General features: G+C 69.3%; 14 protein-coding genes. 13 read left to right on the top strand and 1 reads right to left on the bottom strand.

What is annotated here, in order from left to right; genetic code table 11:
* Window positions 1-120: 120 nt before the first annotated feature.
* The 13 genes from atpB (at window position 121) to CBF90_RS06715 (ending at window position 13,353) form a co-directional block, all read left to right on the top strand.
* Window positions 121-927, top strand: coding sequence for a F0F1 ATP synthase subunit A (gene atpB / locus CBF90_RS06775; RefSeq protein WP_023955205.1), 807 nt, complete (start codon window positions 121-123; stop codon window positions 925-927).
* Window positions 928-970: 43 nt separating this feature from the next.
* The gene (atpE, locus tag CBF90_RS06770; protein WP_023955203.1) at window positions 971-1,210 is read left to right on the top strand and encodes an ATP synthase F0 subunit C; all 240 of its coding nucleotides are present in this window, start codon (window positions 971-973) and stop codon (window positions 1,208-1,210) included.
* 31 nt (window positions 1,211-1,241) lie between these two features.
* Complete coding sequence (locus CBF90_RS06765) at window positions 1,242-1,796, top strand: F0F1 ATP synthase subunit B (RefSeq protein ID WP_023955201.1); 555 nt, start codon at window positions 1,242-1,244, stop codon at window positions 1,794-1,796.
* Entirely contained in the window at window positions 1,796-2,584 is a 789-nt protein-coding gene (locus CBF90_RS06760) for a F0F1 ATP synthase subunit delta (protein ID WP_023955200.1), read from the top strand. The genes CBF90_RS06765 and CBF90_RS06760 overlap by 1 nt, the downstream gene beginning before the upstream one ends.
* A gap of 73 nt (window positions 2,585-2,657) precedes the next feature.
* Window positions 2,658-4,298 carry a F0F1 ATP synthase subunit alpha gene (atpA, locus tag CBF90_RS06755; protein WP_023955198.1) on the top strand — a complete coding sequence of 547 codons (1,641 nt, stop codon included), beginning with the start codon at window positions 2,658-2,660 and terminating at the stop codon, window positions 4,296-4,298.
* Window positions 4,299-4,317: 19 nt separating this feature from the next.
* Entirely contained in the window at window positions 4,318-5,220 is a 903-nt protein-coding gene (locus tag CBF90_RS06750; protein ID WP_023955196.1) for a F0F1 ATP synthase subunit gamma, read from the top strand.
* 21 nt (window positions 5,221-5,241) lie between these two features.
* A complete protein-coding gene (gene atpD, locus CBF90_RS06745; RefSeq protein WP_023955194.1) occupies window positions 5,242-6,687 on the top strand; it encodes a F0F1 ATP synthase subunit beta in 1,446 nt (481 codons plus the stop codon).
* Window position 6,688: 1 nt separating this feature from the next.
* Window positions 6,689-6,946 (top strand): F0F1 ATP synthase subunit epsilon, encoded by a 258-nt coding sequence (locus CBF90_RS06740; protein ID WP_023955192.1) that lies wholly within the window; start codon window positions 6,689-6,691, stop codon window positions 6,944-6,946.
* Between the two features lie 68 nt (window positions 6,947-7,014).
* Window positions 7,015-7,767 (top strand): YaaA family protein, encoded by a 753-nt coding sequence (locus tag CBF90_RS06735; protein ID WP_088380206.1) that lies wholly within the window; start codon window positions 7,015-7,017, stop codon window positions 7,765-7,767.
* Window positions 7,768-7,878: 111 nt separating this feature from the next.
* Complete coding sequence (locus CBF90_RS18570; protein ID WP_088380205.1) at window positions 7,879-8,610, top strand: large exoprotein; 732 nt, start codon at window positions 7,879-7,881, stop codon at window positions 8,608-8,610.
* Between the two features lie 83 nt (window positions 8,611-8,693).
* Window positions 8,694-9,677: an aldo/keto reductase gene (locus tag CBF90_RS06725; protein WP_088380204.1), complete on the top strand. Its 984-nt coding sequence runs from the start codon at window positions 8,694-8,696 to the stop codon at window positions 9,675-9,677.
* 72 nt (window positions 9,678-9,749) lie between these two features.
* Window positions 9,750-10,550 carry a PP2C family serine/threonine-protein phosphatase gene (locus CBF90_RS06720; protein ID WP_023955184.1) on the top strand — a complete coding sequence of 267 codons (801 nt, stop codon included), beginning with the start codon at window positions 9,750-9,752 and terminating at the stop codon, window positions 10,548-10,550.
* Between the two features lie 67 nt (window positions 10,551-10,617).
* Window positions 10,618-13,353 carry an FtsK/SpoIIIE domain-containing protein gene (locus CBF90_RS06715; protein ID WP_088380203.1) on the top strand — a complete coding sequence of 912 codons (2,736 nt, stop codon included), beginning with the start codon at window positions 10,618-10,620 and terminating at the stop codon, window positions 13,351-13,353.
* Here CBF90_RS06715 and ald read toward each other — a convergent pair.
* Entirely contained in the window at window positions 13,319-14,434 is a 1,116-nt protein-coding gene (ald, locus tag CBF90_RS06710) for an alanine dehydrogenase (RefSeq protein WP_088380202.1), read from the bottom strand. The two genes, CBF90_RS06715 and ald, sit on opposite strands and share 35 nt — an antisense overlap.
* Window positions 14,435-14,465 lie beyond the last annotated feature (31 nt).

Genomic DNA, 14,465 nt, shown 5'->3' with positions numbered 1-14,465 from the left:
GTGTGGGACTACACTCTGCGGCTGGTGTGCAGTGGCGACACTGAGGCCCCGCTGGAGTTGTTCCCCTTCTAACCCTCACCGAGCTAGTCCTGGCTGGCCCGAGAAGCTGGAGCCAATACGTTGACTCAAGCGACGACGATTGTCGCAGCGGCGGCATCGGACAACGAGTTCCACCCGCCGTCCATCTCCGACTTCTTCCCGCCGGCTCTGCTGTTCGAAGGCACGCCCTTCGAATTCACCCGGATCAGCATGGTCCAGGTCATCGCGACCGTGGCGCTGGTGATCTTCCTGGTGGTCGGCACGCGCCGCCTCTCGGTGGTGCCCGGCCGGTTCCAGAGCGTGGTCGAGTTCGGCTTCGGCTTCGTCCGCGACCAGGTCGTGTACCAGGTCCTGGGCGAGAAGGACGGCCGCCGCTTCCTGCCTCTGCTGACGGCGATGTTCTTCACGATCCTGTTCATGAACCTCACCGGCGTCATCCCCGGCATGAACATCGCGGGAACCTCGGTGGCCGGTGCGCCGCTGGTGTTCGCGCTCGTGGCGTACGTCATGTTCATCTACGCCGGCATCCGCAAGCACGGCGTCGGGCACTTCATCAAGAACTCGCTCGTGCCGAGCGGTGTTCCGGTCTACCTGCTGCCGATCATCGCGCTCGTCGAGCTCATCTCGACCTTCATCGCGCGCCCGGTGTCGCTCTTCCTGCGACTGCTGCTGAACATGATGGTCGGCCACCTCATGCTCGTGCTGTTCTTCGCGGCGACCCAGTTCTTCCTCCTGGGCCTCAACGCCTTCACGCCGCTCGCGGCGGGAACGCTCGCGATGGGCTTCGCCTTCACCCTCTTCGAGATCTTCGTCTCGATCCTCCAGGCCTACGTCTTCACGATCCTCACCGCGGTCTACATCCAGCTCGCGGTCGCGGAAGAGCACTGACGAGCAGCTGACCGGCTGCTCGCCCTACGAAAGGAAAACACCAGTGGACGCAACGACGGTTCTCGCCCAGGTCACCGGCAACATCGCGACCGTGGGTTACGGCCTCGCGGCCATCGGCCCGGCCATCGGCCTCGGCATCATGATCGGCAAGACCATCGAGTCGACCGCCCGTCAGCCCGAGCTCGCAGGCCGCCTGCAGAGCACCATGTTCATCGGTGTCGCGTTCATCGAGATCCTCGCGCTGATCGGCATCGTCACGCCGTTCATCTTCAACGCGCTCTGATCCCGACGCGACCCACAGATAAGGAGACAGGATGCTGAACGCTCTTGTCACGCTTGCGGCGGAGGAGGGATCCAACCAGGTCCCGATCCTCCCGGCGGTCTACGACATCATCTGGTCGGCTGTCTGCTTCCTCGTCATCATCTTCGTGGTGGTGCGCTACGCGATGCCGCGCCTGAACACGGTGCTGGACGCGCGCAGCGCGGCCATCGAGGGCAACATCGCCAAGGCCGATGAAGCCCAGCGCAAGGCCGAGGCGGCACTCGAGGAGTACACCGCTCAGCTGGCCGAGGCCCGCAAGGAGGCCGGTGAGATCCGCGACGCCGCTCGCGAGGACGGTCGCAAGATCGTCGCTGAGGCGAAGCAGAACGCATCGGCCGAGGCCGAGCGCCTCACCGCGGCAGCGCACACGCAGATCGAGGCCGAGCGTCAGGCGGCTGTCGTCTCGCTGCGCAGCGAGGTCGGCACGCTGGCCCTCGACCTGGCCGGCGGCGTCATCGGCGAGACCCTGTCCGACGACCAGAAGGCTCAGGCCGTCGTCGACCGTTTCCTCAGCGAGCTCGAGGCCTCCGAGAAGGCGTCGAACTGATGGGCAGCGCGACCACTCAGGCACTCGTCGCGACGACGGCGGCCATCGCCGAGACCCCCGGGCTCACGCTCGACGTGTCCGGTGAGCTGTTCGTCGCCGCGCGGGCTCTGGCGGACTCGCCGCAGCTGAGCGGCGCGCTGACGGACAACGCGGCCTCGCCGCAGGCCCGCGACAAGGTCGTCGGCGACGTGTTCGGTCCGGCCTTCGCGCCGCAGACCGTGTCGCTGCTGCGCACCGCCGTCGCGCAGCGCTGGTCCTCGGTCGACGACTTCGTCGACGCCGTCGAGGAACTGGCGATCCGCGCCGCGGCGGTCGCCGACCAGGGCGACCTCGAGAACGAGCTTTTCGGGGTGCTGCACACCGTCTCGGCCAACCCCGAGCTCGAGCTCGCCCTCGGCAGCCGGCTGGGTGAGGCCTCGGCCAAGGGAGCGCTCGTCGATCGTCTCCTCGAGGGGCGCGCCGGTGCCGCCACGCGGCTCATCGCGTCGGCGATCGTGCAGCGTCCGCGCGAGCGCCGCGTGCGTCAGCTGCTCGAGCGGGCCATCCGCATCGTCTCGAACCAGCGCGGCCGCGTCGTCGCGAGCGTCCGCACGGCGACCTCGCTCAACGATCAGCAGCGCGCCCGCCTCGCCGAGACCCTCTCGAACCGCTACGGCACGCCTGTCGCGCTCAACCTCGTCGTCGACCCCGCGGTCGTCGGCGGGCTGCGCATCGAGATCGGCGACGACGTGATCGACGCGACCGTCGCCTCCCGCCTCTCCGATCTCCGCCAGCGACTGGCGGGCTGACCCACCTCACCGCCCGCAGGGGCGCACCGGCCGGATGCATCCGGACCCTCAGACTCAGGACCGAAGGAACACCATGGCAGAACTGTCCATCAGCCCGGATGTCATCCGTGACGCGCTGAAAGACTTCGTCGCCGCGTACGAGCCCACCGGGGCCGCCGCGACCGAGGTCGGCACCGTCGTCGACGCGGCGGACGGCATCGCCCACGTCGAGGGTCTGCCCGGCGTCATGGCGAACGAGCTCGTCCGCTTCGACAACGGCGTGGAGGGTCTCGCGCAGAACCTCGACGAGCACGAGATCGGTGTCGTCATCCTCGGCGACTTCGCCGGCATCGAAGCAGGCCAGAAGGTCACCCGCACGGGCGAGGTTCTCTCGGTCGGTGTCGGCGAGGGCTACCTCGGCCGCGTCGTCGACCCGCTCGGCAACCCGATCGACGGTCTCGGCGAGATCGCCACGACCGGCCGCCGCGCCCTTGAGCTCCAGGCACCCGGCGTCATGCAGCGCAAGTCGGTCCACGAGCCGATGCAGACCGGCATCAAGGCGATCGACGCTATGATCCCCGTCGGCCGCGGTCAGCGTCAGCTGATCATCGGCGACCGCCAGACCGGCAAGACGGCGATCGCGATCGACACGATCATCAACCAGAAGGCCAACTGGGAGTCGGGCGACGTCAACAAGCAGGTTCGCTGCATCTACGTCGCCATCGGCCAGAAGGGCTCGACCATCGCTTCGGTGAAGGGCGCGCTCGAGGACGCCGGTGCCATGGAGTACACGACGATCGTCGCGGCTCCGGCATCCGACCCCGCCGGCTTCAAGTACCTCGCTCCCTACACCGGCTCGGCCATCGGTCAGCACTGGATGTACGAGGGCAAGCACGTCCTGATCATCTTCGACGACCTGTCGAAGCAGGCCGAGGCATACCGCGCCGTCTCGCTGCTGCTGCGTCGTCCGCCGGGCCGCGAGGCGTACCCCGGTGACGTCTTCTACCTGCACTCGCGTCTGCTCGAGCGCTGCGCGAAGCTCTCGGACGACCTGGGCGCGGGTTCGATGACGGGTCTGCCGATCATCGAGACCAAGGCCAACGACGTCTCGGCGTACATCCCGACCAACGTGATCTCGATCACCGACGGCCAGATCTTCCTGCAGTCCGACCTGTTCAACGCCAACCAGCGTCCCGCGGTCGACGTGGGCATCTCGGTGTCGCGCGTCGGCGGCGACGCTCAGGTCAAGTCGATCAAGAAGGTCTCGGGAACGCTGAAGCTCGAGCTCGCCCAGTACCGCTCGCTCGAGGCGTTCGCGATGTTCGCGTCGGACCTCGACGCCGCGTCGCGTCGTCAGCTGGCGCGTGGTGCGCGTCTGACCGAGCTGCTCAAGCAGCCGCAGTACTCGCCGTACCCCGTCGAGGAGCAGGTCGTCTCGATCTGGGCCGGAACCAACGGCAAGCTCGACACCATCGAGGTCGAGGACGTCCTGACCTTCGAGCGCGAGCTGCTCGACTACCTCAAGCGCAACACGTCGATCCTCGACACGCTGCGTGAGACGAACGTGCTGGGCGACGACACCGTCGCCGAGCTCGAGAAGGTCGTCGACGAGTTCGTGCTCGAGTTCCAGGGCGGAAAGGGCCAGGCCATCAACAAGCCCGGCCACGAGGAGACCGCCGCCGCCGAGGCCGATGACGTGAACCAGGAGCAGATCGTCAAGGGCCGCCGCGGCTGACGCGGAGGACGACACACTTATGGGCGCACAACTCCGGGTCTACAAGCAGAAGATCAGTTCTGCTCAGACGACCAAGAAGATCACGAAGGCGATGGAGCTCATCGCGGCTTCGCGCATTCAGAAGGCGATGGGACGCGTCCGCGCGTCCTCTCCCTTCGCGCGGGCTGTGACGCGTGCCGTCTCCGCGGTGGCGACCCACTCCGACGTCGAGCACCCGCTGACGACCGAGCGCGAAACGATCCGTCGTTCCGCCGTCGTCATCTTCGCCTCCGACCGCGGCCTCGCCGGCGCGTTCAACTCGCAGATCCTCCGTGAGGGTCTCGAGCTGGCCGAGCTGCTGCGGTCGCAGGGCAAGGAAGTGGACTACTACCTCATCGGTCGCAAGGCCGTCGGGTACTTCCAGTTCCGCCGGATGCGGGCTGCGGGGGAGTGGACGGGTGACACCGATACGCCGCACTTCAGCACGGCCGAGCAGGTCGCCGGGGCTCTCCTCGACGCCTACGCTCAGGGCGGCGAAGACGGCGGCGTCGACGAGATCCACCTCGTGTACAACCGTTTCGTCAGCATGATGACGCAGACGCCGGAAGCGGTCCGTCTGCTGCCCCTCGAGGTCGTCGAGGCCGATGCCGCGACGGCGGACCAGGCTCCGGTCTATCCGCTGTACGAGTTCGAGCCCGACCCCGAGACGGTGCTCGACGCGCTGCTGCCGGTCTACGTCCAGAGCCGCGTGTTCAACGCGCTGCTCCAGTCGTCCGCCGCGAAGCACGCCGCGACGCAGAAGGCGATGAAGTCGGCGAGCGACAACGCCGACAAGCTCATCACCGACTACACCCGCCTGCGCAACAACGCTCGCCAGGCCGAGATCACTCAGCAGATCGCCGAGATCGTCGGCGGCGCCGACGCTCTGGCGTCGGGCAAGTAAGACCAACCGAAAGAGACAGACATGACCACCGTCACTGCCGAAGCCACGTCGGTCGTCGGCCGCGTTGCGCGCGTCACCGGCCCCGTCGTCGACATCGAGTTCCCGCACGACTCGATCCCCGACATCTACAACGCGCTCAAGACCACGATCACGATCGACGGCGCGTCGACCGAGATCACCCTCGAGGTCGCTCAGCACCTCGGCGACGACCTCGTCCGCGCGATCTCGCTGAAGCCGACCGACGGCATGGTCCGCGGCCAGGAGGTGCGCGACACCGGTGGCCCCATCACGGTCCCCGTCGGCGACGTCACCAAGGGCAAGGTCTTCAACGTCACGGGCGACGTTCTCAACGCCGCCGAGGGCGAGACCATCGAGGTCACCGAGCGCTGGGGCATCCACCGCCAGGCGCCGAGCTTCGACCAGCTCGAGTCGAAGACCCAGATGTTCGAGACCGGCATCAAGGTCATCGACCTCCTCACGCCCTACGTCCAGGGTGGAAAGATCGGCCTCTTCGGTGGTGCCGGCGTCGGCAAGACCGTCCTCATCCAGGAGATGATCCAGCGCGTCGCGCAGGACCACGGTGGTGTGTCGGTGTTCGCCGGTGTCGGTGAGCGCACGCGTGAGGGCAACGACCTCATCCACGAGATGGAGGAGGCGGGCGTCTTCGACAAGACCGCCCTCGTCTTCGGCCAGATGGACGAGCCGCCGGGGACGCGTCTGCGCGTCGCCCTGTCGGCCCTGACGATGGCGGAATACTTCCGCGACGTGCAGAAGCAGGACGTGCTGCTCTTCATCGACAACATCTTCCGCTTCACGCAGGCCGGCTCCGAGGTCTCCACGCTGCTGGGCCGCATGCCCTCGGCCGTGGGCTACCAGCCCAACCTCGCCGACGAGATGGGTGTGCTCCAGGAGCGCATCACCTCGACGCGCGGTCACTCGATCACCTCGCTGCAGGCGATCTACGTCCCCGCTGACGACTACACCGACCCCGCCCCGGCGACGACCTTCGCTCACCTCGACGCGACGACCGAGCTCTCGCGCGAGATCGCGTCGAAGGGTCTCTACCCGGCCGTCGACCCGCTGAGCTCGACGAGCCGAATCCTCGACCCGCGCTACATCGGTGAGGACCACTACCGCGTGGCCACCGCCGTGAAGCAGATCCTGCAGAAGAACAAGGAACTGCAGGAGATCATCGCGATCCTCGGTGTCGACGAGCTCTCCGAAGAGGACAAGATCGTCGTGTCGCGTGCACGTCGCATCCAGCAGTTCCTCTCGCAGAACACCTACATGGCGAAGAAGTTCACCGGTGTCGAGGGCTCCACGGTCCCGATCAAGGAGACCATCGAGTCGTTCGACGCGATCGTCAAGGGCGACTTCGACCACGTGGCCGAGCAGGCCTTCTTCAACGTCGGCGGTATCGGCGACGTCGAAGAGAAGTGGGCGAAGATCCAGAAGGAGAACAGCTGACATGGCTCTGACGGTCACGCTTGTCTCCGCCGAGGCGGAGGTCTGGTCGGGTGAGGCATCCCTCGTCGTGGCCAAGACCGTCGAGGGCGAGATCGGCTTCATGGCGGGGCACGAGCCGGTGCTCGCCATCCTCGCCGAGGGCCAGGTGCGCATCACGCAGCCGGGCGGCGAGAAGATCGTCGCCAACGCGCAGGACGGCTTCCTGTCGATGGAGGGTGACGAGCTCACCATCGTGGCTGGCAACGCCGCGCTGGCCTGACCCGTACCGCGTCTACGAGAGACCGCACCCTCCGGGGTGCGGTCTCTCGCGTTGAAGGGAGACAACGGATGCTGGTGCTGCTGCCACCCTCCGAGACCAAGCGTGCCGGCGGCACCGGCGCGCCGCTCGACATCGACGCGCTCGCGTTGCCGCAGCTGGCCCACGAGCGACGGGCCGCGGTCACTGCCCTCGTCGCACTGTCGGCGGACCCGGATGCCGCAGCGCGGGTGCTGAAGCTCAGCGCCCGTCAGCGGGGCGAGGTCGCGGTCAACGCCGAGCTGACGACGTCTCCGACGATGCCGGCCGTCGACCGCTACACGGGTGTGCTGTTCGATGCGCTGGGCTCGACGAATCTCGATTCCGCCGCACGAGACTGGCTCGGGGAGCACGTGCTCATCCAGTCGGCGCCGTTCGGTCCCGTCGCCGCACTCGACCCGATCCCCGCGTACCGTCTCGCGGCCGGGGCATCACTCCCCGGCATCCCGCCGCTTCGGCGTCACTGGGCTGCCGCAGGTTCCGCCGCGCTGGGGGAGACGAATGCGCCTTTCGTCTTGGATCTGCGATCCGAGGCCTATGTGGCGCTCGCTCCGGTGCCTGCGGCGACGTCGTCGGCCTTCGTACGCGTCGTCTCCGCCGGCGCCGACGGGACGGTACGCGCGCTGAACCATTTCAACAAGCACGCGAAGGGGGAGCTGACCCGCGCGCTCGCGCTTTCGGCGCCGGCGGTGGCGTCGCGAGCCGATCTCGTCGCCTGGGCGGATGCGAACGGGTGGGTGCTGCGCGAGGCAGCGGTATCCGGCGAACTCGAGCTCGTCGTCTGAGTCAGCGGGGACCGGCCGTCACCGTCTCACGCGACAGCCCGTGTTTCGCTAGCATGAGCGGCGACCGACGACGCGAGCGCGTCGTCCAGGTCACGACTGAGGAGGTCGTTCATGTCGGGTTACTACGACGATGGTGCGGGGGCGGGCGCGGTTCTCGCCCTTCTCCTACTGATCCTTCCCATCATCCTGATCCTCGCGCTCGCGGGCTACATCATCAGCTCGTTCTTCTACATGAAGATCTTCGAGAAGGCGGGCGTCCAGGGCAAGTGGCGAGCGTGGGTCCCGTTCTACCGCGAGATGGTGTTCGCCAAGCTCGGCGACATCTCCCCGTGGGTCATGCTGGGCGCGATCATCGCCACGGGCGTGCTGAGCAACATCCCGGGCATCGGCTTCATCTTCGGCTACCTCGCGATCATCGCTCTCGCTCTGGCGAGCGTTCGCGTGGGCCAGAAGCTCGGCAAGGACTGGCCGCTCGTGCTGCTCTACATCCTGCCGGGTATCGGCGGCTTGATCTGGCTGGGTATCGCAGCCTTCTCGAGCTCGCCGTGGAACCCCAACGTGCAGCCTTCGCCGTGGCGCACCTCGTTCCTTCGCGACACGACCGTCTGGCAGGGGATCCCCGTTCAGCCCGATGGCGGAGCAGCTCCTGCAGCCGGCGCCTACGGTGCCCCCGGCGCCGGATACGCTCCGCCCGCGGCCCCCAGTGCCCCGCCGGCCGGTGCTTACCCGCCGCCCGCCGCGCCGCCGGCACCTCCGGCCGGTGCCTACCCGCCGCCGGCAGCACAGCCGCCCGTCACGCCGCCGACCACCGAGCCTCCCGCTCCGGACGCCCCGCGGCAGTGAACACCCGAGGAGCCCTCGTCGAAAGACGGGGGCTCCTCCTCGTCTCGGCCGTGCACACCGTGCCCCGGGTCTACGGTGGAAGGATGGACGACGCAGTGCAGACCCGGCGACTCGGAACCTCCGGCCTTCTCGTCTCGGCCGTCGGGCTGGGATGCAACAACTTCGGTCGGCGGGGGACGCCCACACAGACGCTGGACGGCACGGTCGCCGTGCTGGATGCCGCCTTCGACGCCGGCATCACCTTCTTCGACACCGCCGACATCTACGGCGGGGAGCCCGGCCTGTCCGAGACTCTGATGGGCGAAGCGCTGCGCGGGCGCCGTGACCGCGTCGTCGTGGCCACGAAGTTCGGCCACAGTGCGGTGGACCTCGGTCTGCCCGGCGCCAAGGGGTCGCGCGTCTACATCCGTCGAGCGGTTGAGGCGTCGCTCGAGCGTCTGCAGACGGACTGGATCGATCTCTATCAGCTGCACACGCCCGACCCCGAGACGCCCATCGAGGAGACGCTCGACGCGCTGTCGGAACTCGTTCGTGAAGGGAAGATCCGTTACATCGGCCATTCCAATTTCGCGGGGTGGCAGATCGCCGAGGCGGAGGCGGTCGCACGCGCCCGCGGGGATGTGCCGTTCGTCTCCGCGCAGAATCACTACAGCCTGCTCGCGCGCGCCGCCGAGCGAGAGGTGCTGCCGGCCGTCCGGCACTTCGGCCGTGGCTTCCTGCCGTACTTCCCGCTGCACAACGGCCTGCTGACCGGGAAGTTCACGCGGGATCACATTCCCGCCGACACGCGTGTCGCTCGGGAGCGGCGTCACCTGTGGGAGAACGCGCCGTGGGATGCCATCGAGGCCTACCGCTCGTTCTGCGATGAGCGGGGCATCACGATGGTGCACGCGACCTTCGGCTGGCTCCTGGCGCAGCCCGCGCTGAGCAGCGTGATCGCCGGCGCGACCTCTCCCGAGCAGGTGCGCTCGAACGCCGCGGCGGCCTCGGCGTGGCAGCCCAGCGCCGATGAGTTGGCGACGATCGACTCGCTCTTCCCGCTTCCGTCGGACCCCGCCGCGGGCTGACGGAATCCCGCACCACGGGTGCGTCCACTAGAGTGTGACACGCCCATCCGTCGACGAAAGAAGAGTGACAGCGTGCCCGACCCCACGACCCAATCCCGGATCGTGGACGTCCCGTCCGGTGCGATCGAACTCCGGTGGGCCGCCGCGACCGATACCGGACGTCGACGCGACAGCAACCAGGATGCCGTTCTCGCGCAGTATCCGCTGTTCATCGTCGCCGACGGCATGGGCGGACACATCGGCGGCGAGATCGCCAGCGCGAGTGCCGTCGATCGTCTCCGTGGTGTCGCCGATCGCGGCGTCGTCACTCCCGAAGACATCGAAGAGGCTCTCGAGCGGGCCGTCGGCGACATCGCCGATCACCCCGAGACGACCGACGACGGAACCGGCACCACCGTCACCGGCGTGTACCTCGACATCGTCGACGGCGAACCGCAGTGGACGACTTTGAACATCGGCGACTCGCGGGTCTACCTCCTGCGCGACCAGGCGATCGCTCAGGTCACGACCGACCATTCCGTCGTCCAGGAGCTCGTCGCCGCGGGGCGGCTCAGCCCCGAGGAGGCGGAGCAGCACCCGTACGGGAACGTCATCACGCGCGCCGTCGGGCCGAGCGACGGTGTCACTCCTGATTACGTGCGTCTGGATGTCGTCGACGGCGACCGGTTCGTCATCTGCAGCGACGGGCTCACGAAGGAGCTGACGGACTACGGAATCCTGCATTTCCTGCTCGAGAACCCCGATCCCGCTGCGGCGGTCTCGGCGATGATGACCGCCGCGCTCGAGAACGGCGGTCGCGACAACGTGACGATCATCGTGCTCGACGCGCACTTCCGCAGCGCCGACGACGCCTCCTCCCCGAACGCGGACTGAACCCGGCTCTCCACCTCCTGCGCCATTAGGAGAGCGGCACCACGAGTGCGTTGCTTGACTCGGACGCGTGCATCCGACCGTCCCCTTCGACGACCCGATCCGGCTGCCGCCGCCGCGGCCTGAGACACGGCGTCCGCCGCTCCCGGTGTGGGCGCTGGCGGTCCCGGTGGCGGGTGCCGTCCTGCTCTGGCAGATGACGGGGTCGCCGACGGTGCTGTGGTTCGCGGCGCTCGGGCCCCTCGTCGCGGTCGCCTCGCTGCTCGACGGGATGCGCGTGGCGCGTCGAGAGCGGCGGAGCTCCGCGGGGAGCGCCGCTGCCGGCCTGCGGTCCGCTCACGCCGAGCTGAACGAGCGCCACGCACACGAGCGCGCCGACCGCTGGCGCACGACGCCGGATGTCGCCCGACTCCTCGCCGCCCCCGACGACCTGTGGCGTCCGAGGCCCACCCGCGACCTGGTGGTCGTGGGATCGGGCGACGCGCCGTCGCGCACGCGTGTCGATGGTGACGCGCCGCCGGAGTTCCGGCAGGCCGCCGCCACCGTGCGCAACGCGCCGGTCACGGTCCCGCTCACGGCGGGGATCGCGGTCGTCGGGCCCGCGGCGCCCGCGGCGTCGATCGCGCGAGCTCTCGTGCTACAGATCTGCCTCGTCCACGGGCCGGGCGAAGTCTCGCTCGTCGCCGCGGCCGAGGACTGGGCCCGAGAGCTCCCGCACGCGTCGGTGCTCGCAGGATTGCGGCTCTGGTGGGGGTCAGGGGTGCCACCCGCGGATGCCGACATCGCGATCGTGTGCGTCGACTCGGTTACCCCGCCCCCGCGATGCGCCGCCGTCGTGCGAGTCTCCGGCGTCGACGAAGCGGTGCTGGGGTATGGCGGTTCCTCCTCGGTGCTGCGTCCGGAGACGATCGGCCGGGCCCAGGCGATGACGATCGTCGCGCTGCTCCGCGAACGGGCCGCCGCGGTGGGCGGCGACGACGTGACGCCACTGCCGTTCGACGATCTTCCTCGCCCCGGCGGCGCGGGGATCACCGCGGTTCTCGGAGCCGGCCGCGGCGGTCCTGTGATCGTCGATCTCGTCGACGATGGGCCGCACGCGGTCGTGGTGGGGGCTACCGGCAGCGGGAAGAGCGAGCTGCTCGTGACCTGGATCGCGTCGCTCGCACGGGCCTCGCCGCCGTCGCGCGTGAACTTCCTGCTCATCGACTTCAAGGGCGGTCGGGCTTTCGACGCGTTGACGTCGTTGCCGCACGTGGCAGGCGTGGTGACGGATCTCGACGACCGGAACGCTGTGCGTGCGATCGAGAGCCTCGCCGCCGAGGTGCGGCGCCGGGAACGCGTCCTGGCCGAGCTCGGGGCACGTGACATCGCCGAGGCGTCCGATGCGCTGCCGCGGCTGGTGGTCGTCGTCGACGAATACGCCGCGCTCACGGCCGCTCACCCCGCGATGCACGACGTGTTCGCCGACATCGCCGCACGCGGCCGCGCGCTCGGGATGCATCTCGTGCTGGCGACGCAGCGTGCGGCGGGGTACCGCGAAGCGGTGCTCGCCAATGCGCCGCTGCGGATCGCCCTGCGTGTGGCCGATGGCGCGGAGTCGCGGGCCGTGCTCGGCTCGGCGGACGCTGCGGCACTGCCCGGCGGACGCGCGGACCGCGGTGCCGCGCTGGTGAAGCGTCCGGCGGACGCGCAGCCGCATCTGCTGCGGGTGAGTCTGTGTCCTCCCGAGGCCATTGCGGACATCGCTCGAGCCGCCGCGGGAGCGACTCCGGCCCGTCGCCCCTGGCTGCCGCCGCTGCCCGCTCACATCGCGCTGGCCGACGTGCGGCGGGAGGGCGCCCTCGTTCTGGGTGTGGCCGACGAGCCGGCAGAGCAGCGTCGGCGCGTCGTGGTCCTCGACGGACGTGCGCCAGGAGCAGGGGTGCTCGGACGCGCGGGGTCGGGGCGCACGACGCTCCTGCGAACCATCGCGGCACAGGTGCCCGCCGACCGGCTGTGCTGGGTACCCGGCGACCTCGAGGCGGCGTGGGACGTCGTCACCGTGCTCGACGACGTTCCGGAGGGCTGGGTGGTCGTCGTCGACGATCTCGACCGCCTGCTCGCGGCGTTGCCCGACGACTACAGCGCCGCCGCGGCGGCGATCCTGGAACGCGTCGCGCGCGACGCTCGAGCCCGCGGCATCCAGTTCATCTGCGCGGCGCAGCGGATAACGGGAGCCGTCGGGAGGATCATCGACCTCCTGCCCGATCGTGCGGTGCTCACAGCGGTCTCGCGGTCGGAGCACGTCTCGTTCGGCGGTGACCCATCGCACCACGACCCGTCGGCGCCGGCGGGGCGGGGGAGATGGGGTGGTGCGCTCGTCCAGTTCGCCGATCCCGGCGACGTTCCTCCGCCGCCCGTCGAGGCAGCGCTCCCCGGTGTGTTCGAGCCGAGCTTCGCCACAGCGTTCGTGGCACCGCCCACGGGCGCCACGCAGGCGGTGCTCGACCACTGGCGCAGTCGCGGCCTCGAGGTCACCTCTGTGGAGCAGACGACATCCCTACGCCCGGGGAGGGTCGTGTGGGGCACCCCGGAGGCATGGATCGGTCGCTGGCGCGGCGCGGCGGCAGGCGCGCAGACGCGGGTTCAGCTCGTGGTCGACGCCGCCTGCGGGTCCGAGCTGCGGCTCGTGACGGGCAGCCGGCGGTTGCCGCCCTACGCCGCGCCGGGCCGCGGGCGCGCGTGGGTCATCGACACGCGGACGGATCGTGTCCGCCGGGTCGTCCTGCCTCTCAGCCCAGCACGTCGGCCAGCGAGCCTGCCGTGAGATCGTGCGCTGCTGCCACGCCCTCGTTCACGACCTGGCCCGCGGCGGTGTTGAGTCCGGCCGCGAGCGCCGGGTCGGAACTCAGCGCCCGGCGCCAGCCGTGGCGGGCGATCTGCCGCACGTAGGGGAGTGTCGCGTTCGTGAGAGCTGAGGTCGAGGTGTTCGGCACAGCGCCGGGCATGTTCGCGACGCAGTAGAACACCGTGTCGTGCACGCGGAAGGTGGGATCGGCGTGGGTCGTCGGCCGGGTGTCCTCGAAGCAGCCGCCCTGGTCGACGGCGATGTCGACCAGCACCGAACCCGGTCGCATGCGTGCGACGGTCTCGTTGCGCACGAGCTTGGGGGCTTTGGCGCCGGGGATCAGCACCGATCCGATCACGAGATCGGAAGCCACGACCGCGCGTTCGAGATCGAGCGGGTTGGAGGCGGCGGTCTTGACCCGCCCCTGGAAGTGGTCGTCGAGGAAGCGAAGGCGCTGGATGTTGGTGTCGAAGATCGTCACGTCCGCGCCGAGGCCGGCCGCGATGTATGCGGCGTTCGCGCCGGCCACTCCGCCTCCGATGACCGTGACCGCGGCGGGCCGGGTGCCGGGGACACCGGACATGAGCAGGCCGAGACCGCCGGCCGAGCGGAGCAGCGTGGAGGCGCCCACCATCGGGGCGAGGCGGCCGGCGACCTCGCTCATCGGTGCGAGGAGCGGCAGGCCCCCGCCGGGGAGCTGCACGGTCTCATAGGCGATGGCGGTGATGCCGCTCTCGACGAGCCGTTCGGTGAGCGGGCGGTCGGCCGCGAGGTGCAGGTAGGTGAACAGGACCAGGTCATCGCGGAAGCGGTGGTACTCGCTCGCGATCGGCTCCTTGACCTTCAGCAACAGCTCGGCGCGCGCCCAGACCTCGTCGGCGTCGTCGAGCAGCACTGCTCCGGCGTCGGCGTACTCCGAATCGGGCAGCGACGAGCCCTCGCCGGCACCGCGCTGGACGAACACGTCGTGGCCGTTGACGACGAGGTCGTGCACACCCGATGGTGTGAGCGCAACGCGGTACTCGTTGTTCTTGACCTCGCTGGGAACGCTGATGCGCATGGCAGTCCTTTCTGCGCTCCCTCGTGAGGAG

This window comes from Microbacterium sp. AISO3 (assembly GCF_002204305.1).
Classification (GTDB): Bacteria; Actinomycetota; Actinomycetes; order Actinomycetales; family Microbacteriaceae; genus Microbacterium; species Microbacterium arborescens.
This window is presented reverse-complemented; position numbering and strand designations above follow the sequence as displayed.

Coding starts and splice junctions, on each gene's coding strand:
- CBF90_RS06765 (WP_023955201.1), top strand. CDS start 1,242: ATGCTGAACGCTCTTGTCACGCTTGCGGCGGAGGAGGGATCCAACCAG.
- CBF90_RS06760 (WP_023955200.1), top strand. CDS start 1,796: ATGGGCAGCGCGACCACTCAGGCACTCGTCGCGACGACGGCGGCCATC.
- atpA (WP_023955198.1), top strand. CDS start 2,658: ATGGCAGAACTGTCCATCAGCCCGGATGTCATCCGTGACGCGCTGAAA.
- CBF90_RS06750 (WP_023955196.1), top strand. CDS start 4,318: ATGGGCGCACAACTCCGGGTCTACAAGCAGAAGATCAGTTCTGCTCAG.
- atpD (WP_023955194.1), top strand. CDS start 5,242: ATGACCACCGTCACTGCCGAAGCCACGTCGGTCGTCGGCCGCGTTGCG.
- CBF90_RS06740 (WP_023955192.1), top strand. CDS start 6,689: ATGGCTCTGACGGTCACGCTTGTCTCCGCCGAGGCGGAGGTCTGGTCG.
- CBF90_RS06735 (WP_088380206.1), top strand. CDS start 7,015: ATGCTGGTGCTGCTGCCACCCTCCGAGACCAAGCGTGCCGGCGGCACC.
- CBF90_RS18570 (WP_088380205.1), top strand. CDS start 7,879: ATGTCGGGTTACTACGACGATGGTGCGGGGGCGGGCGCGGTTCTCGCC.
- CBF90_RS06725 (WP_088380204.1), top strand. CDS start 8,694: ATGGACGACGCAGTGCAGACCCGGCGACTCGGAACCTCCGGCCTTCTC.
- ald (WP_088380202.1), bottom strand. CDS start 14,434: ATGCGCATCAGCGTTCCCAGCGAGGTCAAGAACAACGAGTACCGCGTT.